We start from the raw sequence: 20,948 nt of genomic DNA, 5'->3' as shown, positions 1-20,948 counted from the left end.
AACGGCGCCGAAGGTCTGACGTGACGCATATCCTGGGGCTTGATCGGGCTTGACCAGATGCTCCCAGGAGGATGAGCGATCATGCGTATCGGCGTGCTCACCGGCGGCGGCGACTGCCCCGGTCTCAACGCGGTCATCCGGGCGGTGGTCCGTAAGGGCGTCGCCAGCTACGGCCATGAGTTCGTGGGTTTCCGGGACGGTTGGAAGGGCCCGCTGGAGGGTCTGTCCCGCCCGCTGGGCATCGCGGAGGTCCGGGGGATCCTGCCGCGCGGCGGCACCATCCTCGGCTCCTCGCGGACCAACCCCTTCAAGATCGAGAACGGCGTCGAGCGGATCAAGGAGAACCTGGCCGCCCAGGGCGTCGACGCGTTGATCGCCATCGGCGGTGAGGACACCCTCGGTGTCGCCACCAAGCTGCACGAGCTGGGCGTCCACGTCATCGGCGTGCCGAAGACCATCGACAACGACCTCGGCGCCACCGACTACACCTTCGGCTTCGACACCGCGGTCAACATCGCGATGGAGGCCATCGACCGGCTGCACACCACCGCCGAGAGCCACCACCGCACCCTGGTGGTCGAGGTGATGGGCCGGCACGCCGGCTGGATCGCCCTGCACGCCGGCCTGGCCGGCGGCGCGAACGTGATCCTGCTGCCGGAGCGGGCCTTCGACGTCGAGCAGGTGGCCGGCTACGTCGAGAAGCGCTTCCAGCACCAGTACGCGCCGATCGTCGTGGTCGCCGAGGGCGCCCAGCCGCTGGAGGGCCAGATGGTCCTGCAGAACCAGGAACTGGACGCGTTCGGCCACGTCCGGCTCGGTGGCATCGGCCAGTGGCTGGCCGAGCAGCTGGAGGCCAAGACCGGCAAGGAGGCCCGTACCGTCGTGCTCGGGCACATCCAGCGCGGCGGTACCCCGACCGCGTTCGACCGGGTGCTGGCCACCCGGCTCGGCCTGCAGGCCATCGACGCCGCGCACGAGGGCGACTGGGGCAAGATGGTCGCGATGCAGAGCACCGACATCGTCCGCGTCCCGCTCGCCGACGCCACCCGGGAGCTCAAGACCGTCCCGCTGGAGCGCTACGCCGAGGCCGAGGTCTTCTTCGGCAGCTGATCGTGGTTCCGACGTCGCGGCGGGCCGCCCGGTCCGCCGCGACGCCGCTTCCCAGAGGGGGTACGTCAGGTGTCAGCCGGAGTGCGCACCGTCGCGGTGATCGGCGCGGGCAAGATCGGCGAGTTGATGCTGTCCGGGCTGCTGCGCTCGGGCTGGCCGGTGGACCGCCTGCTGGCCACCGCCCGCCGCCCGGCCCGCGCCGAGGAGTTGACCGCCCGCTACGGCGTACGGGTGGTGGACAATCTCACCGCGGTCGACGAGGCCGACGTGCTGGCCGTGTCGGTCAAGCCGCAGGACGCGGCGGTACTGCTTGACGAGATAGGGCCGAAGGTGCCCGGCGGCAAGCTGGTCATCTCCCTCTGCGCCGGCCTGCCCAGCAGCTTCTTCAGCCGCCGGCTGCCCGAGGGCACCCCGGTCGTACGGGTCATGACCAACACCCCCGCCCTGGTGGACGAGGCGATGACCGCCATCTCCGCCGGCGCGCACGCCACCGGGGAACACCTGGCGCTGGCCGAGGAGATGTTCAAGCCGCTCGGCTCCACCATCCGGGTGCCGGAGAGCCAGCAGGACGCGGTGACCGCCCTGTCCGGCTCCGGCCCGGCCTACTTCTACCTGCTGGTCGAGGCGATGACCGACGCCGGCATCCTGCTCGGCCTGCCCCGCCAGGTGGCGCACGACCTGATCGTGCAGACCGCGATCGGCTCGGCGGTGATGCTGCGCGACTCCGGCGAACACCCGGTTAAGCTGCGCGAGGCGGTCACCTCGCCCGCCGGCACCACCATCTCCGCCGTCCGCGAGCTGGAAAATCACGGCGTACGCGCGGCACTGCTGGCCGCCCTGGAAGCGGCCCGCGACCGGGCCCGCGAACTCGCCGCCCAGGCCGAGTAAACCCCGCCGCAACCAACTCATGATCCACTCCGTTGCGCCGATGTGGCGGTATTCCCGGGCCGGTGATGCCGCCAGATCGGCGCAACGGAGCCGATCACCGCTCGGGCGGCCCCGAGCCGGTACCCGAGGAATGTCCGGGTGACGCATACTGGCGCGGTGTTCACTCTCGCTCAGGCCCGGCACCTGGTGGCCACCCTGCAACCTCGGATCGACGAGCTGATCCGGGTCCGCGCCGACCTGACCGAGTTGCAGGTCGATCTGGCCAACCACGGGCTCAGCGCACTCGGCGGACGGCCCGAGCTCAAGGGGCTGGAAGCGCGCCTGCACGCGATCTGCGACGAGATCGGGCAGCACGGCATCGAGATCAAGAGCGTCGCGCCGGTGCTGCTCGACTTCCCCGGCGAACGCGAGGGCCGACAGGTGCTCTGGTGCTGGCTGGAAGGGGACGCCGACGTGCGCTGGTACCACCGCGCCGACTGCGGCTTCGCCGGCCGCCGCCCTCTCTGATCTCCACTGAACTCCGCGCCGGACCGTAGTTCGATGTGGAGACCGCGTCGATCCGATGGCGACACTCGCTACGGTGGGCGTGGATCATGCTGACCAACGGGGGAGGGCACTGAATGTTCGCCGTACGGTTGACCGCCGATGCCGAGCTGCGTCCGCTCAATCCGTGGCACGCGGAGGAGTTCCTGGCCAACCTGGACCGGGCCCGGAAGAACATGACGCCCTGGGTGTCGCCGGCCTTCGTGGCCACCGACCTGGACGGGGCACGGCTCGTGCTGCAGCGTTACGCCGACCGGTGGGCCCGCGACGACGGCGGCATCTGGGGCATCTGGTCCGACGGGACGCTTGTCGGTGGGGTGCTGCTGGTGTCACTGAACGCCGGGACGGGAGTCTGCGAGGCGGGCTGCTGGCTGGAGCCGGCCGCCGAGGGACGCGGGCTGGTGACCCACGCGGTCAGCCGGCTCATCGACTGGGCGGTCGACGAGCGCGGCCTGCACCGGGTCGAGTGGCGTGTCCTCAGCGGCAACGTCCGCAGCATCGCGGTGGCCCGTCGGCTCGGCATGCGTCGCGACGGCGTACTGCGTGAGGTGGTTGCGGGTCCGGACGGGCGGTCCGACCTGGAGATCTGGTCGCTGCTTGCCCCGGAGTGGCGCGCCCACCGCGCCGGTGCGCCGCGCGGTACGGATGGCGGCGAGCGACTAGAACAGTAGGGTATGGCGCGCCCGACCACTCTCGTCCGACCTGCACCGGCCCGACAGGTTCTGCCCGTCGTCGCCGCGAGCACGGCGGGGGCGAGTGTGGTCGCGCTCGCCGCCCTGGGAGCGGCCGGCCACGGCGGCTACGCGAGCGATCCGGTCGGCGCTGTGGCCCTGGCTGCGGCGGCGACGGTCAGCATCGTCGTGGCTGCCCGGCTGGGTCGGTCGGGCCACCGCACCGCGGGCCGGCTGGCCGCCGGGTTGGCCGGGTCCCTGCTCGCCTACCTCCTGCTCACCGTCCTGGCGGTGGCCGCGGTCGCGGCCGGACAGCCATGGGCCGCAGTGACTGTCGCGGCGTGGAACTCGGCCTGGATCCCGCCGCTCGCGCTGATGCAGCTCACCGCCTCGGCGGCCGTCCGCACCAGCGGTGCCACCCCCTGGACGCACCGGGTCGTGGGCCTCACGTTGGGCGCGGTCACACTGGTCAACGCGGTACTGACCACGGCGAGCGAACCGTTCGCGGGGCTCCCGACGATCGCCGGGGAGTCGTGGCGTACCGCGCTCGCGCCGGTCGGCGCCACCGCCACCCTGCTGGGGATGGGTGCGCTGCTCGTGCTGCCGGTGACGCTCTGGCGAGCCGCCCTCGGTTCGCACGAGACCGTCCGGGCACGGCTCGGCATCGTCGCCGCGGCGACCACCGCGGCACCGCTGACCGTCGCCTTCTGTCTGCTCCTCGCCGTCGCCCGGGCACCCGGCGGCGTCGAACCCTCGCTGGGCTCGGTGGCCTTCCTGGTGGCGCTCTCGGGGGCCGCCGCGTTCGCTGCCGGCTGCGCACTCGCCGCCGCCCGGGGTGCCGCCGAACCTCGTCAGGTCACCGTCGTGGTCCGCATCGCCGGTCTGACCGCCGCGGCCCTGATCATCACCGGCATCGGCACGATCGTGGCCGCTCCCGGCTCGTCGCTCGGCCCGACCACGGTAGCCCTGCTCGTCTCGGCGCTGACCGTCCTCGTCGGCGGCGCGGCCTGGGCCGGCACGGGCCTGCTGGCCCGAACCCTCACGCCCCCGCCGCCCTCAGGACCGGTCGGTCCGGAGACGACGCCACGAGTTGAGGCGACGATCGCACCGACACACGTCGGAGCCCCGCACCTCCCGCCGGCCGACACGCCGTCCGGAGCCGAGGGCCCGGTCGGGGCGGCGGATGCGGTCGCCGGTCCCACGGCGGCTGGGGCATCGGGCGCGGCCGAGGGATCGGGCGGGGTCGGGGTGGTGCCGGAGGTCGGGTCGGCGGCGGTCGGTGGGTTGACGGCGCGGGAGCGGGAGGTGCTCGCCGCGCTTGCCGAGGGGGCCAGCAACGCCGGGATCGCGGCGCAACTGGTGGTGTCCGAGCGGACGGTCGACGCACACCTGCGGGCGATCTTCATGAAGCTCGCCCTGACGGCCGACGGCACCACCAACCGGCGGGTGCAGGCGGCACGGATCTGGCTGGAGCACACCCGACAACGCTCCTGAGCAGGGGATTGCTGAAGATAGGTGTTGAGGCCGATGCCCGTGACGGCGGCCTCGGGGCACGGTGAGCCATCACTCGATCAACGGAGGCTTGCACCGTGTCCGTCCCGTACCTGCGCCGCGTCGCGCTCGTCGCCCTCTTCGTACTGCTGCTCGTCTCGCTGGTCGGCCGGACCGTGTTCATGCTCTGGGAGCCACCGTTCGACGGCACGATCCGGTACGACGACATTCGCGAACTGGGTTCCGCGTACTGGCCGATGAACCTCTACCTGGGCGGCCCGGCGTACGCGGTGTCCTGGGTCGCCGCCGCGGTCTTCATCGTCCGGCTCGGCAGGGGCCGGGCCGGGTTGCTGAACCTGGTCGGCGCGTTCCTGGTCGGTCTCGGTGGCGTGGTGTTCGCGCTGACGATCACCGCGGAGGTGCTCCCGTTCGCCTACGCGGCCGACCCGGCCGTGCTGCCCGAGGCGCAGGGACGCGCCCTGTTCGACGTGCTGAACGACCGGCTGGACTGGGTGATCCCGGCCATCATCGGCAGCCAGCTGGCGATCGTCGTGGGCATGCTCCTGGCCCTGGTCGGTGCGCTGATCGCGCGGACCATGCCCCGGCCGCTGACCATCGCCGCCCTGGTCTACGCGGTGCTCTTCGTGGCGCTCCCGCTGGCGCAGTTCGGTCGCGCCGTCGTCATCGTCGACTACCTGCTCCAGGTGGCCCTGGTCGCCGCGATCGGCTGGTACGGGCTGCGAGCCGTCGACCGCGAGGCGCGGGACAGCGCCACGCCGGCAGTCGACGATCGCTCCACCGCCGCCCCGCACACGGACCCCGCCGTCGCGTGACACGGGCCGGGCGGGCCGGCGGAGAACCGACCCGCTCGCCGACGGCGTCCGGTCAGCTCCGTTCGGCCTTGGCCAGTGCGGCACGTACCTTGTCGGCGTCGCCGGGGGCCTCCTGCTCCCAGTTGGCCGGGTCGGCGGAGTAGATGGTGCCGTACGCCGGGGTGTCCGGCTGGAACCGCCAGCTGTCGGCCAGCGTGCCGGCGTCCACCGCGTCGTAGCCGATTCGGTCGAGGAAGGCGGTGACGACGGCCTTGGCCTCGGCGTCGTCACCGGCGATCGGCAGCGCACTGCGGTCCGCCGCGCCGGCGGGCCGGGCCAGGGCGAGCAGGTGCCGGAAGAAGATGTTGTTGAACACCTTCACCACCCGAGCCTCGGGCAGGTGCTGTTGCAGCAGCTCACTGCTGGTGACGGTGTCCTCGTCCAGCTCGGGGATCTGGCCGTCGCGCTGCGGGTAGTAGTTGTTGGTGTCGATGACGACCTTGCCGGCCAGCGGCTGCGCCGGCACGGCCCGGTACGACTTCAGCGGGATGCTGACCACCACCAGGTCACCGGCGCGGGCCGCGGCGTCGACGGTGCCCGCGCTCGCTCCCGGCCCCAACTCGTCAACCAGGTCGGACAGCGTCTCCGGCCCCCGCGAGTTGCTCAGCACCACCTCGTACCCGGCCGCCACCGCCAACCGCGCGACGGTGCCTCCGATGTGTCCACTTCCGATCAACCCCACGACCGACACGTCAACTCCCATCGACTCGGCTCTCCCGTCGAACCTACTCGCCCGCCGGACACTTCCGGCCGATCCGGGGTGATCTCCGCCCGATGGACATGCGGAGGCGACGGCATCCGATCAGACATGCGGAGGCGACGGCACCCGGAACGTCGGGCGCCGTCGCCGGTGAGTCAGGCAGCGAGGTCAGGGCAGGGTCTTCTCCACGGTGGCGCGCAGCGTGGGGTCGTCGGGGGTGACCGTCGGGGCGAAGCGGGCGGCCACGGTCCCGTCCGGGGCGACCAGGAACTTCTCGAAGTTCCAACGGACGTCACCGGTGTGGCCGTCGGCGTCGGGGGTGTCCACCAGGGCGGCGTAGAGCGGATGACGGTCGGGGCCGTTCACCGCGACCTTCTCCGTCAGCGGGAAGGTGACGCCGTAGTTGACCTGGCAGAACTCGCTGATCTCCGCAGCGCTACCGGGTTCCTGGCCGGCGAACTGGTTGCACGGGACGCCGAGTACCACCAGCCCGCGGTCGGCGTACTCGTCCTGAAGGGCCTGCAGGCCGGCGTACTGCGGGGTGAGGCCGCAGCGGGAGGCGACGTTGACCACCAGCAGGGCGCGCCCGCGGTACTGCGCGAGATCGGCGGGGCCGCCGGTGAGGGAGTTGATCGTGGTGTCGAAGACGGACATGGCGTGAGGGTATCGCCGAACGTCGGTTGGTGGCGCGCCGTCTACCGCCGGGTAATGGCCATCCACCGGCGAAGACCCGGCGGGCGGCGCGGGTTTCGCCCGAGCCGACAAATCGATACATCGACATCTTGACGAAGTGGGGTCGTGTGAGTAGCGTCTCATCAACATTTTGGAAAGTTTCCTAACTGTTTGGAGGCGCCACATGAAGAGATCGCTCCGCCGGGCCCTCTGGGTCGGCGCCGTGGTCGCGGTGACCGTTGCCTCGGTCCCGATGGCCACGGCGTTCGGTGCCGGAAGTGTGACCACCTCGTTCACCCGGGTGCAGGACTGGGGGACCGGTCACGAAACGAGGGTCACCATCACCAACGGTTCCAGCGCCAGCGTCAGCACCTGGCGCATCGAGTTCGAGCTGCCCTCGGGCACCAGCATCAGCAGCTCCTGGGACGCCGACGTCACCCGCAACGGCAACCGGTACGTGGCGGTCAAGAAGAGCTGGGCCGGCGCGCTCGCGCCCGGCGCCTCCTTCAGCTGGGGCTACAACGGCACCGGTGCGTACCGGGCGCCGTTGAACTGCACCGTCAACGGCGCGGCCTGCGGCGGTGGCACCCCGCCCCCGACGAGCCCACCGCCGCCGACCACTACCGCACCGCCGCCGCCGACCTCGCCGCCCCCGACCACGCCGCCGCCCCCGCCGGGTGGACAGAAGGTGGTCGGCTACTTCGCCCAGTGGGGCGTCTACGCCCGCAACTACCACGTCAAGAACATCCACACCAGCGGCTCGGCGTCCAAGCTGACCCACATCCTGTACGCCTTCGGCAACACCACCGGCGGTCGGTGCACCATCGGTGACAGCTACGCCGACTACGAGAAGGCGTACACCGCGGCGGAGAGCGTCGACGGCGTCGCCGACACCTGGGACCAGCCGCTGCGCGGCACCTTCAACCAGCTGCGCAAGCTCAAGCGGATGTACCCGCACATCAAGGTGATCTGGTCGTTCGGCGGCTGGACCTGGTCCGGTGGCTTCACCCAGGCCGCGCAGAACCCGACCGCCTTCGCCGAGAGCTGCTACAACCTGGTCGAGGACCCGCGCTGGGCGGACGTCTTCGACGGCATCGACATCGACTGGGAGTACCCCAACGCCTGCGGTCTGACCTGTGACGCCAGCGGCCCGAACGCGTTCAAGAACGTGGCCGGCGCGCTGCGTACCCGGTTCGGCTCGTCGGCGCTGGTCACCGCCGCGATCACCGCCGACGGCAGCAACGGTGGCAAGATCGACGCGACCGACTACGCCGGTGCCGCCACCCACCTCAACTGGATCATGCCGATGACGTACGACTACTTCGGCGCCTTCAACGCGCAGGGCCCCACCGCCCCGCACTCGCCGCTCTACTCGTACTCCGGCATCCCGCAGCAGGGCTTCTGGTCGGACGCGGCCATCCAGAAGCTCAAGAGCAAGGGCATCCCGGCCAACAAGCTGCTGCTCGGCGTCGGCTTCTACGGTCGGGGCTGGACCGGGGTCACCCAGTCCGCGCCGGGCGGCAGCGCGACCGGCCCCGCCCCGGGCACCTACGAGCAGGGCATCGAGGACTACAAGGTCCTCAAGAACACCTGCCCGGCGACCGGCACCATCGGTGGCACGGCGTACGCCAAGTGCGGCAGCAACTGGTGGAGCTACGACACCCCGTCGACCATCGGCGGCAAGATGACGTACGCGAAGAACCAGGGCCTCGGTGGCGCCTTCTTCTGGGAACTCTCCGGTGACACCAGCAACGGAGAGCTGATCAGCGCCATCCGCAACGGCCTCGGCTAGGTGTAAGGAAGGGCCCCCTGTTAACGCCTCCGGTAGAGCACGGGCCCCCTGTTAACACTCCGGCAGCTCGATCTTGCCGCGTGTTAACAGGGGGCCCTTCCTATGCAAAAGGCGATAACAAGGGGCCCTTCCTTACATCAGTGCGGGGTGTGACAGACTCGCCGGTCGGAACGGTGCGATATGTGTAGATGGGGAGGTAGCGATGCGGGTGTACCAGCGCAGCGCCGCCCTCGTCGTGCTCACGACCGTGTCACTCACGCTGGTCGGCTGCGGACTGATCGGCGGCGACAAGGAGCCGGCGGAGCAGCCCGGTCGGGCACCGGCCGACGAGGCCCTGGCGAAGTCCCGCGAGCGGGTGCAGGCGTACCTCGACGCGATGACCGCCAAGGACGTCGCGGCCGGCCGCAGCCAACTCTGCACGGTGCTGCACGAGTCGTTCGACGCGGCGGCGACCGGGCCGAACGGCGACTTCGCCGACCACTTCACGGTGACGCAGACCGAGATCGTCGACATCCGCCCGGGACCGGTCGGGCAGGAGGTCAGCACTGTGGTCACCGTCACGGTGGGTAAGCGCGAGGCCAGCCGGTCGCTGCTGTTCACGGTCACCCGCGACGGGCTGGACTGGTGCATTTCGGGCGAGCGGCCCGGTGGGCACAGTCCGTCTCCGACGCCGACGCCCTGACCTGCGGCAGCGCACCGCGTCGTCCATCTGCCGGAACCCGGCCCCTCACTGGTCGGTCACCCGGTCGGCCGCCGTAGGCTTTCGTCATGCGCCATGAGTGGCATCAGTTGAGTCATCCGGCGGTGGGCAGCCCGGTGTTGCAGACCAGCCGTCCGACCGTCGACTCCGCCGAGGACGAGGCCCTCGGTCTGGACCGCTGGCGGGAACTGCCCCGCGCCCAGATCCCGCCCTGGGAGGACCCGGCCCAGGTCGCCGAGGTCTGCAAGGTCCTCGACCGGGTTCCGTCGGTGGTCGCCCCGTACGAGGTCGACCAGTTGCGTCAGCGTCTCGCGCTGGTCTGCGAGGGCAAGGCGTTCCTGTTGCAGGGCGGTGACTGCGCGGAGACCTTCGCCGACAACACCGAGAGTCATCTGCTGGCCAACGCCCGCACGCTGCTGCAGATGGCGATCGTGCTCACCTACGGCGCGTCGCTGCCGGTGGTGAAGGTGGCCCGGGTCGCCGGGCAGTACACCAAGCCCCGGTCGCTGCCGACCGACGCGCGGGGCCTGCCCGCCTACCGCGGCGACATGATCAACTCGCTGGAGGCCACGCCGGAGGCGCGGGTCGCCGACCCGCAGCGCATGATCCGGGCGTACGCGAACTCCGCCGCCGCGATGAACATGCTGCGCGCCTACCTCGCCGGTGGGCTGGCCGACCTGCACGCGGTGCACGACTGGAACAAGGGATTCGTGCGCAACTCCCCGGCCGGCGAGCGGTACGAGGCGATCGCCCGCGAGATCGACCGGGCCCTGGCGTTCATCCGGGCCTGCGGGATGACCGACGACGAGGCGCTGCGTACGGTCACCCTCTACTGCTCCCACGAGGCCCTGGCGCTGGAGTACGACCGGGCGCTGACCCGGGTCTCCGACCGCCGGGCGTACGGGCTGTCCGGGCACTTCCTGTGGATCGGCGAGCGCACCCGGCAGATCGACGGCGCGCACATCGACTTCATCTCCCGCATCGCCAACCCGATCGGGGTCAAGCTCGGCCCGACCACCACGCCGGACGAGGCGATCGAGCTGTGCGAGAAGCTGAACCCGGAGAACATCCCCGGTCGGCTCACCCTGATCAGCCGGATGGGCAACCACAAGGTACGCGACGCGCTGCCGCCGATCGTGGCCAAGGTGACCGCCGCCGGGGCGAAGGTGGTGTGGCAGTGCGACCCGATGCACGGCAACACCCACGAGTCGTCCAACGGCTACAAGACCCGCCACTTCGACCGGATCGTCGACGAGGTGCTGGGCTACTTCGAGGTGCACCGGAGCCTGGAGACCCACCCCGGTGGCCTGCACGTCGAGCTGACCGGTGAGGATGTCACCGAGTGCCTCGGTGGCGCCCAGAACATCGCCGATCTCGACCTGCCCGACCGCTACGAGACCGCCTGCGACCCGCGCCTGAACACCCAGCAGTCGCTGGAACTGGCCTTCCTCGTAGCGGAGATGCTCCGTGGCTGACGCGTGATCGGCTGGCATGACTGTGGCGGGCGCGAGGAGTGAGCTTGCGAGCCCCGCAGTCGGCAGCTGTCCGGCCTGACTGTGGCTGACGGGATGGAGCGTGACATGCCGATTGATCTGCGTTCGGACACGGTGACCCGGCCCACCCCCGGGATGCGGGAGGCGATGGCCGCCGCCGAGGTCGGCGACGACGTCTACGGCGAGGACCCGACGGTCAACGCGCTGGAGGCCGAGGTCGCCGCGCTGTTCGGGCACGAGGCGGCGCTGTTCTGCCCGACCGGCTCGATGGCCAACCAGATCGCCCTGCAACTGTCGGTACCGCCCGGCGCGGAGTTGCTCTGCGACGCCGACGCGCACGTGATCACGTACGAGATGGGGGCCGCTGCCGCGTACGGCGGCATCACCTCGCGGACCTGGCCTGCGGTGGGCGCGGACGTGGACCCCGACGTGGTCGCCGGCATGATCCGTCCCGACGGCTACTGGGCGGTGCCCACCGCCGCGATCGCGGTGGAGCAGACCCACAATCGCGGCGGTGGCGGGGTGATTCCCCTCGACACGCTGCGCCAGTTGCGTCGGGTCGCCGACGAGGCACAGGTGGCGCTGCACTGCGACGGGGCGCGGATCTGGCACGCCCACGTCGCCGACGGGGTGCCGCTGGCCAGCTACGGCGCACTGTTCGACACCCTCTCGGTCTGCCTCTCCAAGGGGCTCGGCGCGCCGGTCGGCTCGCTTGTCGTCGGCGCCGCCGACAAGATCGAGCGGGCGCGGATGATCCGTAAGCGGATGGGTGGCGGGATGCGTCAGGCCGGCGTCCTCGCCGCTGCCGGCCGGTACGCCCTGGCCCACCACATCGAGCGGCTCGCCGAGGACCACGCGAAGGCGGCCCGGCTGGCCGAGGCGATCGCCCCGTTCGGAGTGCTGGCCGCGCCGGTACGCACCAACCTGGTCCCGCTGGACCTGACCAAGGCACCTATGGACGCGCACGCGCTGGCCGCGGCGGCCCGTGCCGAAGGCGTACTCATCTCGGTGCTCGGACCCCGCATCGCCCGCCTGGTCACCCACATGGACGTCACCGACACCGCCGTCGACCAGGCCGCCACCACCCTCACCCACATCCTCCGCGCCTGACCCCACTCCCACCCCGGGTCGCGCTCCTACCCCGCACCCCGCGCGCTCCCACCCCAGGCCGCGCTCCCGCGATCTTGCACTTTTGGTCGCTGAAATGCCCCTTGTGCGGCTTATGTGGCGACAAGAAGTGCAAGATCGCGGGCGCAGGGCGCAGGGCGCGTGCGGGAGGGAGTGTGTGGGGTGAGGGGGAGTTAGGGGTGGAGGCGGCGGAGGGTGGCGATGTCGGCGGCGTGACCTTCGTGGCGGTCGGTGGGGGTCTCCACGAGGATGGGGACGCCGGCGGTGGCGGGGTGGCGCATCAGTTCGGCGAAGGCGGGCTCGCCGATGCTGCCCTTGCCGATGTTCTCGTGCCGGTCACGGGTGGAGCCGCACAGGTCCTTCGAGTCGTTGGCGTGCACCAGCTGGAGCCGATCCGCGCCGACGGTCGCCACCAGGGTGTCCAGCGTCTCGGTCATGCCGCCTTCGGCGGCCAGGTCGTGCCCGGCCGCCCAGGCGTGGCAGGTGTCGAAGCAGACGCCCAGCCAGGGGTGCCGGTCCACCGCGTCCAGGTAGGGGCCGAGCTGCTCCACCCGGCAGGCCAGCGACCGGCCGCCACCGGCGCTCGGCTCGACCAGCAGCATCGGCCCGCCGCTGTCGGCGGCCGAGTCCAGCAGCGGCAGCAGGGATTCGCGTACCTGCCGCATGGCCGCCTCGGCGTGCCCGGCGTCCACCGCGCTGCCGGCGTGGAACACCACCGCGCGGGCGCCGATCGCGGCGCCCCGGCGTAGCGCGTGGGCCAGGGTCTGCTGCGATCGTTCCACCGTGGCCGGGGTCGGCGAACCCAGGTTGACCAGCAGTGACGCGTGAATGTAGGCGGCGACTCCCCGTTCGGCGCAGCCGTCGCGGAACAGGGCGTCCTGCACCGGGTCACCGGCCGGCATCGCCCACCCTCGGGAGTTGCCGACGTAGACCTGCGCCACCTCGGAGCCGGCGGCGTCGAGGTACGGCAGCGCCGCCTTCGCCAGCCCACCGGAGGTGGGCGTGTGCGAGCCGATCGGCCGGTGGCCGGGTTGCGTAGCCGTCATCAGAAACACCCGATGGTGATCTGGGTGCCCGGTGCCACCTGCGCGTTCTCGTTCGGGTTCTGGAACCGGGCCACGGCCTCCGGGTTGAACTGCACGGCCACCGGGAAGCCCTGACTCTCCAGCACCTGCTTGGCCTGCTGGCACGGCAGGTCGATGACCCGGGGTACGGTCACCAGCGGTGGACCCTCGCTGACCTCCAGCCGGATCTGGGCACCCTTCTCGACCCCGCTGCCGTCGGCCGGGCTCTGCCCGAGCACCTCGTCGCGAGGCTTGTCGGACTGCTTGTAGGTCGGTTCCACCAGGACCAGGCCGAGCTGGGCGATCTGCGTACGGGCGTCGTTGAGGCTCTTGCCGACCAGGTTCGGCACGGTGATCGGGGCGCGGCCCTTGCTCAGGATGACGGTGATCTCGTCGCCCGGCTCGACCTCCTTGCCGGCCTCCGGCTTGGTGGCCACCACGACGCCCTCGGGCAGGCCGTCGTCGTACCGGGCGGTGCCCTTGACAACCTTCAGCTGGGCGTTGACCAGGTCGGCCTCGGCCAGGTCGAACTCCTTGCCCACCACGTCGGGCATCGGGAACCGGGCCGGCCCCAAGGACAGGGTCAGGGTGATGGTGCCGCCCTTGAGGATCCGGGCGGCCGAGGCGGGCTGCTGCGCCACCACGCCGTCACGCGGGATCTGCTCGTCGTGGCGTGGGTCGGCGTACTGCAGGGTGAAGCCGCCCTGCGCGGCCTGCGCCTCCGCCTGGGCCTTGGTCATGCTGACCAGCTGCGGGGTGGTGGTGTAGCGGCCGACGCCGAACCACCATCCGCCGAGAGCAGCTACCAGGCCCAGCACCACCACGACGGCGGCGACCGCGAGGCGGCTGCTCGAATCGCCGAACAGCCGGGCACGCCACCCGGCAAGCGGGGAGAACCGGTGCACGTCCTCGTCCGGAACCGCCCGACGACGCCCCCGGGTGGGTGTGCCACCCTCCGGCAGCCGGGCCCAGGTCGGCCGTTCGGCGGGGCGGACCGCTGCCACCACCATGGTCGGCTGGGCGACCGCCGGGCCGTCGGACACCGCAGACAGCATGGCGGTCTGGGCGTTCGCGTTACCGAGCCCGTCCCGGGCGACCTGCACCTCGGCCAGCAGGGTCCCGGCGTCAGCCGGACGGCCCGCCGGGTCGCGGCGGGTGGCTCGGGCGACCAGATCGTCGAGGGCCTTCGGCAGGCCGGGCACCAGGGTCGACGGCGCCGGTACGTCCCGATCGACGTGTTGCCAGGCGATGTCGATCGGACGATCACCGTCGTACGGCACCCGGCCGGTGAGCATCTCGAACAGCACGATGCCGCTGGAGTAGACATCGGTACGGGCGTCGGCGCGGCCGGTGGTGACCAGCTCCGGGGCGACGTACGCCACGGTCGCCATCAGTTGGTTGCCGCTGTCGTGATCGGTGCTCGCCTCCACGGCCCGCGCCAACCCGAAGTCGGTGACCTTCACGACGCTGTCGACGAGGTTGGCCGGGCCGCCGCTGGGCGCCTCGGCGACGAGCACGTTCTCCGGCTTGACGTCGCGGTGCACCAGCCCGGCCCGGTGGGCGGTGGCGAGCGCGGCGAGTATCTGCTCGGTGATGGCCAGCGCCTCGTCCGGGTTGAGTCGGCGCCGCTCGGTCAGCACCTCACGCAGGGTGCGCCCGCGGACATACTCCATGACCAGGTACGGCCGACCGCCATGGGTGCCCTGGTCGTAGACCGCCACCACGTTGGGATGGGTCAGCCGGGCGATGGTCTTGGCCTCGTCGGTGAACCGCTCGACGAAGCCGGCCAGGCCGGCCCGATCGGTCGGCCCCTGCGACGAGTGAATGATTTTGACCGCCACGGTGCGTTCGAGTCGCTCGTCGGTGGCGGTGTACACGGTCGCCATGCCGCCACGGGCGACGCGACCGCGGATGCGGTAACGCCCGTCGATCAGCGAGCCCAGCAACGTGTCGGCGACCTGTGTGTCCATCGGCAGGCAGTCTATGTGTCGGGGGATGAAGGTTGAACAGGATGCTACCGCCGAGCGGACCTTCTCGGGCCCGCCGTGGCGTGACAGGCTGTGGTCGATCCTGGTCAGGGTGGGTGCCGGGAGGCTGTTGACCTGGTGCCGGGAGGACGTGGCAGGGTGGTCGAGTGACCGACTCCGTACCCACCGACAACGCCGCGCCGGGGACCACCGGGCCGACGGACTGGCTGACCCTGCCGGACGTCGCCGAGCGGCTCGACCTGACGATCAGCAAGGTGCACCAGAAGATCAGGGATCGGGAACTGATCGCGGTACGCCGCGACGGTGTCCGTCGGATTCCGGCCGACCTGGTGGCCAACGGCACCGTACTCAAGCACCTGCCCGGCGTACTCAACCTGCTGGCCGACGCCGGCTACGACGACGAGGCGGCGCTGCGCTGGCTCTACGAGCCCGACCCGACGCTGCCGGGTGGCACCCCTGCCACCGCCCTCGCCGGCGACCAGGCCCGCGAAATCAAACGCCGCGCCCAAGCCCTCGGCTTCTAACAGCCCCCACCCCCACCCCCACCCCACCCTTGTCACCCACCCTCGCCGCCCCCCGCCACCCTCTCGCCCCGTCGATCTTGCACTTTGCGTCCCCGCGAATGGTGTAAATCACCCATAAGTGCGACCAAAACTGCAAGATCGACGGGGCGAGGGCGGCGGGGCGAGGGCGGGAGGGTGGGGTGCGGTGCGGCTGGGGGTGGGAGGGGGTTAGTCGGTGCGGCGGGTGGCGGCTATGGCTAGGTCGACGAGGGACTGGCGGGCCTCGGTGTCCAGGTCGACGGCGGTCAGCGCGGCGAGTGCGGCGTCGGTGAGCGTGACGATGCGCTGCTCGGTACGGGCCAGTGCGCCGGTGCTGGTGATCACGTCCCGTAGTCGGGCCACTCCGGCCGCGTCCAGGGTGGGATCGCCGAGCCCGGCGAGCACCACCTCCCGCCCGGCCTCGTCAGCCACCTCCAGGGCCGCTGCCACCAGGTAGGTCCGCTTGCCCTCGCGTAGGTCGTCGCCGGCCGGCTTGCCGGTCTGGGCGGGGTCGCCGAAGACTCCCAGCACGTCGTCGCGCAGCTGGAACGCCTCGCCCAACGGCAGCCCGTACGCCGAGTAGGCGACCCGTATGTCCGCGGGGGCGTCGGCCAGCGCCGCGCCCAGCAGCAGCGGTCGTTCGACCGTGTACTTCGCCGACTTGTAGCGGGCGATCTTGCTGGCCCGTTCCAGCGAGGCGTCCCCGGTGGCCTGGGTCACCACGTCGAGGTACTGCCCGACGGTGACCTCGGTGCGCATCTCGTCGAAGTCCGGCCGGGCCCGGGCGACGGTGCGGGGATCCAGCCCGGCAGAGTGCAGCAACTCGTCGGACCAGACCAGGCACAGGTCGCCCAGCAGGATCGCCGCCGCGTCGCCGAAGCCGTCCGGGTTGCCGCCCCAGCCGGCCGCACGGTGCCGGGCGGCGAATCGCCGGTGCACCGCCGGCTCGCCGCGCCGGGTGTCCGAACGGTCCATCAGGTCGTCGTGGATCAGGGCGCTGGCCTGGACGAACTCCAGTGCCGCGAGGGCGGTCACCACGGCGTCGGTGTCCACTCCGCCGGCACCTCGGTAGCCCCAGTAGGCGAAGGCGGGCCGTAGGCGCTTGCCCCCGCCGAGCACGAACGCCTCGATCGCCTCGGCGACCGGCACCAGTGCGTCATCGAGGTCGGTCATCCACAACCGGCGACCGGCGAGGAAGTCGGACAGGGCCTGGTCCACCCGTTGGCGGAGGCCGGCCCGGTCGACGGGAGAGACAGGAGCAGCGTGGGTCACGTCCCGACGCTAATAGGTCAGGTCGCCGCATGCTGACCCACCCACGTTCCGGCGCGTCGCGGATCGCCCGGTAAGCCGCGTCGGTGGGCGTGCCGAAGCCGGTCGGCAGCGGCCGACACGCCGGTCACGGTCGCCCTTCGGACATTTCGCGTCACCATCGGTGAGTACAGTCCTGCCTGCTGGCGGGCGGGTTGGCGACGTGCCCGATGAATCGGGCGGCGATCCGGCCGGCGCGCCGAGGACGATGGCCAACCAGGCGTGCCAGTAGCGGCCGGGTGTGCGCCGCTGGCGTTCCCAGCGGGATATCTCGTGCCGACTGAGTGTCGGCACCCCGGCGGCGGCGCACAGTTCGGCGGCGAGCCGGGACTGGCTCCAACCTCGGGCGAGGCGTAACCGGGTCAGCGGCGGCCCGGACAGCGGATCGGGCGGGTGCGGGGGCATCGGTCCTCCGGAGGTCGGCGCGCGCTGGTGACCGGCCCGGAACCCGGACCGCCCACCGGTGGATCGTGACCCCCGCGCGGCCCCCTGCGGTCGTCGACCGCCCGCGCTGGGTCATGGTTATCGCAGGGGTCCGACGTTTCCGCCCGCGAACCCCAGGACACCGACGTACGGCACCGGCCCGCCCGCGATTGCTCAGGACACCGACCTGCGGCACAGGCGCGACCGGGTCGTCGAGTCGAGAACGATGTGGGCAGTGATCCCTGGCTGTGGGAAGAAGATGGGGATACGCGGCCGGTCCGGCTAGAGTCGACGCGTGGCGCTCGGTCTACCGTCGATCCTCCCCAATCCGCAACCTGCGATCGGGGAGCTGGTCCGTGACCGCCAGCCGACCTTCTCCTTCGAGTTCATGCCGCCGAAGACGGAGCAGGGCGAGCGGCAGCTCTGGCAGGCCATCCGCGAGCTGGAGCCGTTGCAGCCGTCGTTCGTCTCGATCACCTACGGTGCCGGCGGAACCACGCGGGACACCACGGTCGCGGTCACCGAACGGGTGGCCACCGAGACCACCCTGCTGCCGATGGCCCACCTGACCGCGGTCAACCATTCGGTGGCCGAGTTGCGGCACGTGATCGGGCGGCTGGCCGGCGCCGGGGTGCGCAACGTGCTGGCGGTGCGGGGCGACCCGCCCGGTGATCCGACCGGCGAGTGGGTGCGGCACCCCGACGGCATCGACTACGCCGAGGATCTCGTGCGCCTGGTCCGCCGTTCGGGTGACTTCAGCGTCGGTGTGGCCGCCTTCCCGTACCGGCATCCGCGCTCGCCGGACATCGCCAGCGACACCGAGTATTTCGTCCGTAAGTGCCGGGCCGGCGCCGAGTTCGCCATCACCCAGATGTTCTTCGACGCCGACGAGTACCTCCGCCTGCGCGACCGGGTGGCCGCCGCCGGCTGTGACACCCCGATCCTGGCCGGGGTGATGCCGGTGATCCGCATCGGCACCATCGAACGCTCCGTGCAACTGTCCGGGGCACCCTTCCCGCCGGCGCTGGCCGCCCGGTTCGAGCGGGTCGCCGACGACCCGGAGGCGGTCCGCCGGCTCGGCATCGAGCAGGCCAGCGAGATGTGTCAGCGGCTGCTCGACGAGGGTGTGCCGGGGATTCACTTCATCACCTTCAACCGGTCCACCGCGACCCGGGAGATCTGGCAGAACCTGCGGGTGGGCGCTTCGACGTGAGCGTGCCGGCGCGATACCTCAGCGCCGCCGTGACGGTTGAACCGTGGTGGGCAGACAGCTGAACTGGAACGAGTACGCCACCGCGTGGGCCCGGCTGCACGGTGGGTTCGACCCTCGGGCGGCCACTCCGGTGGTACGCGCCTGGCTGCGCCTGTCGTACCATCTCGGGTTCCTGCTGGGCCGGCTGCGGGTCGGCCCGACCGCGGTGACGGCGGTCGGCGTGCTGCTCTGCCTCTGCGTGCCGTTGTTCGCGGTCCGGGCGGGTGACGGCCCGTTCCTCGGTGCCCTGTTCGTGTTGCTCGCCTCGGTGGCCGACAGCGTCGACGGGGCGGTGGCGGTGGCCACCGGCCGCACGACGCGACTCGGCTACGTCTACGACTCGCTTGCCGACCGGATCGGTGAGGTCGCCTGGCTGGTGGCGTTCTGGCTGGTCGGCGCGCCCGGCGCGCTGGTCGCCGCGGCCGGCGCGCTGTCCTGGTTGCACGAGTACGTCCGGGCCCGGGCGGTCGCCGCCGGGATGCGGGAGATCGGCGCGGTGACGGTGGGGGAGCGGCCCACCCGGGTCTGCGTGGCCCTGGTGGGACTGCTGCTGGCCGGCCTGACCGGGCTGATCCAGCCGGATCTGGCGGCCGGCACCATCACCATGGCGACCGCGGTGTGGGTGCTGCTGGCCGCGTTCGGGCTGGGGCAGCTGCTCTCCGCCGTACGCCGGGCACTGATCGACGCAGAGTGATCGGCCCGCCGACATCGTGGCGGCGCGGGACGTGGTGCTCCTGGGACCGATCTGATCAACCCGCCTCGCCACGGGTAGGCACGCCTACCAGGCGGGACCGACGGCGTCGGCGACGATCTGCGCGGACAGGGTCACCATCGGCAGTCCGCCGCCCGGATGGCTGGAGCCGCCGACCAGCCACAGACCGCGCGCCGGCCCCCGGTTGGCCGGACGCAGCAGACCACCGGCGGTGCCGTAGATGGTGCCGCCCGGGGCGCCGGTGGCGGTGGCCAGGTCGGCCGGGGTCCGGATGTCGCGGAACACCAGCCGGTCGCGGACGTCCACGCCGCGTTCGGCGAGCACGTCGAGAATCCGATCGGCGTACGCCTGCGCCAGCCCCGGCCGACGCCAGTCGACCGCACCCGGTGCGGTGCCCTGCCGGGCGGCGTTGACAAGCACGAACCACGCCTCGTGGCCGTCCGGGCGGACCGCCGGATCGTCGGCCACCGTGACGAAGATCGTCGGGTCGGCGGCCGGCCGGGCCCGTACCCCCCGACCCGGGTCGCCGAAGACCGCGTCGAACTCGGCGTCGTAGTCGCGGGGGAAGAACACGTTGTGGTGGGCCAGCCCACTCTCGCCGCGTACGCCGAGCAGCAGCACGAAACCGGCCAGGCTGCGGTCGGTGAGCCCGGCCAGCCGGCGCGCGTCGGGCAGCAGGTCACGGTAGACGGTCAGCGCGTCGACGTTCGCCACCACCACGTCGGCGGGGATCGGGGCGCGCTGGTCGGCGACGCGTACCCCGTGCACCCGACCGCCGGTGGCGTCGATCCGGGTGACAGTGGTGCCGGTGCGCACCACCACCCCCAGGTCCAGGCAGCGCGACAGCAGCGCGTCGGCGAGGGTGCCCAGCCCGCCACGCAGGTACCAGCCGCCGAAGGTCAACTCGGCGTAGGGGACCGCGACCAGGGCGGCCGGGGCGCGCCGCGGATCCGCGCCGGTGTAGGTGGCGTACCGGTCCAGCAGCATCCGCAGCCGAGGATCGGACAGGTGCGACCGGCCCAGTCCACGCAGACTCTGCCCGGGCCGGATGGCAGCCAGGTCGCCCAGCCGCCAGGCCAGTCGGGCCAGGTCCCGGGGCGAGTCGACGCGGCGACGCAGGATGTCGTGTTCGCTGGCCCGCCACACCCGGGCCGCGCGCCGCCACAACCGTTGCCAGTCGGCGGCGGCCCGGTCACCGAGGGCCGCGCCGATGCGGGCGGTGAACTCCGCCGGGTCGGCGCAGGAGTCGAGCACCGCGGCACCGTCGTCGAAGACGTGCCGCACGATCGGGTCCAGCGGCACCAGGTCGAGATATTCGTCCAGCTTCGCCCCGGTCGCCTCGAACAGCTCGTGGAAGACCTCGGGGAGAGTGATCAGGCTGGGCCCGGTGTCGAAGTGGAACGAGCCCGCCTCGGTGTCGCGGGTGTGCCGCCCGAGCTTGCCACCGACCGTGTCGGCCTGTTCCAGGACGGTCACCTGGTGCCCGGTGACGGCCAGCCGGGCAGCGGTGGCCAACCCGCCCACCCCGGCGCCGACGACCACGATCCGCGCCATGCCGCGTCCTCCTAGACCGTGTCGAAGTCCTCGCTCCGGCCCGCC

General features: G+C 71.7%; 19 protein-coding genes. 13 read left to right on the top strand and 6 right to left on the bottom strand.

The features are described from left to right. Positions 1–81: 81 nt before the first annotated feature. From VAB18032_RS22025 to VAB18032_RS22000, 6 genes are all read left to right on the top strand, one after another. A complete protein-coding gene (locus VAB18032_RS22025) occupies positions 82–1,110 on the top strand; it encodes a 6-phosphofructokinase (protein ID WP_013735133.1) in 1,029 nt (342 codons plus the stop codon). Positions 1,111–1,179: 69 nt separating this feature from the next. Then, positions 1,180–1,998: a pyrroline-5-carboxylate reductase gene (gene proC, locus VAB18032_RS22020; RefSeq protein WP_043721554.1), complete on the top strand. Its 819-nt coding sequence runs from the start codon at positions 1,180–1,182 to the stop codon at positions 1,996–1,998. A gap of 156 nt (positions 1,999–2,154) precedes the next feature. After that, complete coding sequence (locus tag VAB18032_RS22015) at positions 2,155–2,505, top strand: DUF2203 domain-containing protein (RefSeq protein WP_043721551.1); 351 nt, start codon at positions 2,155–2,157, stop codon at positions 2,503–2,505. 113 nt (positions 2,506–2,618) lie between these two features. Then, on the top strand, positions 2,619–3,212 hold the full coding sequence (locus VAB18032_RS22010; protein WP_013735130.1) for a GNAT family N-acetyltransferase: 594 nt from the start codon (positions 2,619–2,621) through the stop codon (positions 3,210–3,212). Between the two features lie 3 nt (positions 3,213–3,215). Further along, the gene (locus tag VAB18032_RS32990; protein ID WP_232510844.1) at positions 3,216–4,706 is read left to right on the top strand and encodes a helix-turn-helix transcriptional regulator; all 1,491 of its coding nucleotides are present in this window, start codon (positions 3,216–3,218) and stop codon (positions 4,704–4,706) included. Between the two features lie 95 nt (positions 4,707–4,801). Further along, complete coding sequence (locus VAB18032_RS22000) at positions 4,802–5,536, top strand: hypothetical protein (protein WP_013735128.1); 735 nt, start codon at positions 4,802–4,804, stop codon at positions 5,534–5,536. Between the two features lie 52 nt (positions 5,537–5,588). Here VAB18032_RS22000 and VAB18032_RS21995 read toward each other — a convergent pair whose 3' ends face one another. Both VAB18032_RS21995 and VAB18032_RS21990 read right to left on the bottom strand, forming a co-directional pair. Then, a complete protein-coding gene (locus VAB18032_RS21995) occupies positions 5,589–6,278 on the bottom strand; it encodes an NADPH-dependent F420 reductase (RefSeq protein ID WP_223165716.1) in 690 nt (229 codons plus the stop codon). Between the two features lie 165 nt (positions 6,279–6,443). Then, entirely contained in the window at positions 6,444–6,929 is a 486-nt protein-coding gene (locus VAB18032_RS21990) for a glutathione peroxidase (protein ID WP_013735126.1), read from the bottom strand. A 202-nt stretch (positions 6,930–7,131) separates the two neighbouring features. Between VAB18032_RS21990 and VAB18032_RS21985 the strand changes: the two genes are divergently transcribed. From VAB18032_RS21985 to VAB18032_RS21970, 4 genes are all read left to right on the top strand, one after another. After that, complete coding sequence (locus tag VAB18032_RS21985; protein WP_013735125.1) at positions 7,132–8,739, top strand: glycosyl hydrolase family 18 protein; 1,608 nt, start codon at positions 7,132–7,134, stop codon at positions 8,737–8,739. 202 nt (positions 8,740–8,941) lie between these two features. Further along, positions 8,942–9,421 carry a hypothetical protein gene (locus VAB18032_RS21980; protein WP_013735124.1) on the top strand — a complete coding sequence of 160 codons (480 nt, stop codon included), beginning with the start codon at positions 8,942–8,944 and terminating at the stop codon, positions 9,419–9,421. Between the two features lie 86 nt (positions 9,422–9,507). After that, positions 9,508–10,914 (top strand): class II 3-deoxy-7-phosphoheptulonate synthase, encoded by a 1,407-nt coding sequence (locus VAB18032_RS21975; protein WP_043721545.1) that lies wholly within the window; start codon positions 9,508–9,510, stop codon positions 10,912–10,914. A gap of 105 nt (positions 10,915–11,019) precedes the next feature. Then, positions 11,020–12,042: a threonine aldolase family protein gene (locus tag VAB18032_RS21970; RefSeq protein ID WP_013735122.1), complete on the top strand. Its 1,023-nt coding sequence runs from the start codon at positions 11,020–11,022 to the stop codon at positions 12,040–12,042. A 191-nt stretch (positions 12,043–12,233) separates the two neighbouring features. Here the strand turns inward: VAB18032_RS21970 and VAB18032_RS21965 are convergent, their stop codons facing one another. Together VAB18032_RS21965 and pknB are read right to left on the bottom strand one after the other, a co-directional pair. Further along, positions 12,234–13,106 (bottom strand): deoxyribonuclease IV, encoded by an 873-nt coding sequence (locus VAB18032_RS21965; RefSeq protein WP_013735121.1) that lies wholly within the window; start codon positions 13,104–13,106, stop codon positions 12,234–12,236. Beyond that, on the bottom strand, positions 13,106–15,094 hold the full coding sequence (gene pknB, locus VAB18032_RS21960) for a Stk1 family PASTA domain-containing Ser/Thr kinase (protein WP_013735120.1): 1,989 nt from the start codon (positions 15,092–15,094) through the stop codon (positions 13,106–13,108). Before pknB ends, VAB18032_RS21965 begins: the two co-directional genes overlap by 1 nt. 164 nt (positions 15,095–15,258) lie before the next feature. Here pknB and VAB18032_RS21955 point away from each other — a divergent pair, with 164 nt between their 5' ends. Further along, the gene (locus VAB18032_RS21955; protein ID WP_013735119.1) at positions 15,259–15,636 is read left to right on the top strand and encodes an Rv2175c family DNA-binding protein; all 378 of its coding nucleotides are present in this window, start codon (positions 15,259–15,261) and stop codon (positions 15,634–15,636) included. Between the two features lie 207 nt (positions 15,637–15,843). On the opposite strand, the gene VAB18032_RS21950 is transcribed toward VAB18032_RS21955, so the two are convergent. After that, positions 15,844–16,926 carry a polyprenyl synthetase family protein gene (locus VAB18032_RS21950; RefSeq protein ID WP_043721542.1) on the bottom strand — a complete coding sequence of 361 codons (1,083 nt, stop codon included), beginning with the start codon at positions 16,924–16,926 and terminating at the stop codon, positions 15,844–15,846. Between the two features lie 754 nt (positions 16,927–17,680). Here VAB18032_RS21950 and metF point away from each other — a divergent pair. Next, positions 17,681–18,598, top strand: coding sequence for a methylenetetrahydrofolate reductase [NAD(P)H] (metF, locus tag VAB18032_RS21945; RefSeq protein ID WP_013735117.1), 918 nt, complete (start codon positions 17,681–17,683; stop codon positions 18,596–18,598). A 43-nt stretch (positions 18,599–18,641) separates the two neighbouring features. Next, positions 18,642–19,331, top strand: coding sequence for a CDP-alcohol phosphatidyltransferase family protein (locus VAB18032_RS21940; protein WP_013735116.1), 690 nt, complete (start codon positions 18,642–18,644; stop codon positions 19,329–19,331). Positions 19,332–19,415: 84 nt separating this feature from the next. On the opposite strand, the gene VAB18032_RS21935 is transcribed toward VAB18032_RS21940, so the two are convergent. After that, positions 19,416–20,903: a phytoene desaturase family protein gene (locus tag VAB18032_RS21935; RefSeq protein WP_013735115.1), complete on the bottom strand. Its 1,488-nt coding sequence runs from the start codon at positions 20,901–20,903 to the stop codon at positions 19,416–19,418. Positions 20,904–20,948: the final 45 nt, after the last annotated feature.

This window comes from Micromonospora maris AB-18-032 (assembly GCF_000204155.1).
Lineage (GTDB): Bacteria > Actinomycetota > Actinomycetes > Mycobacteriales > Micromonosporaceae > Micromonospora > Micromonospora gifhornensis.
Note: the sequence above shows the minus strand (reverse complement) of the source record. Positions and strands in the feature narration are given on the sequence as shown.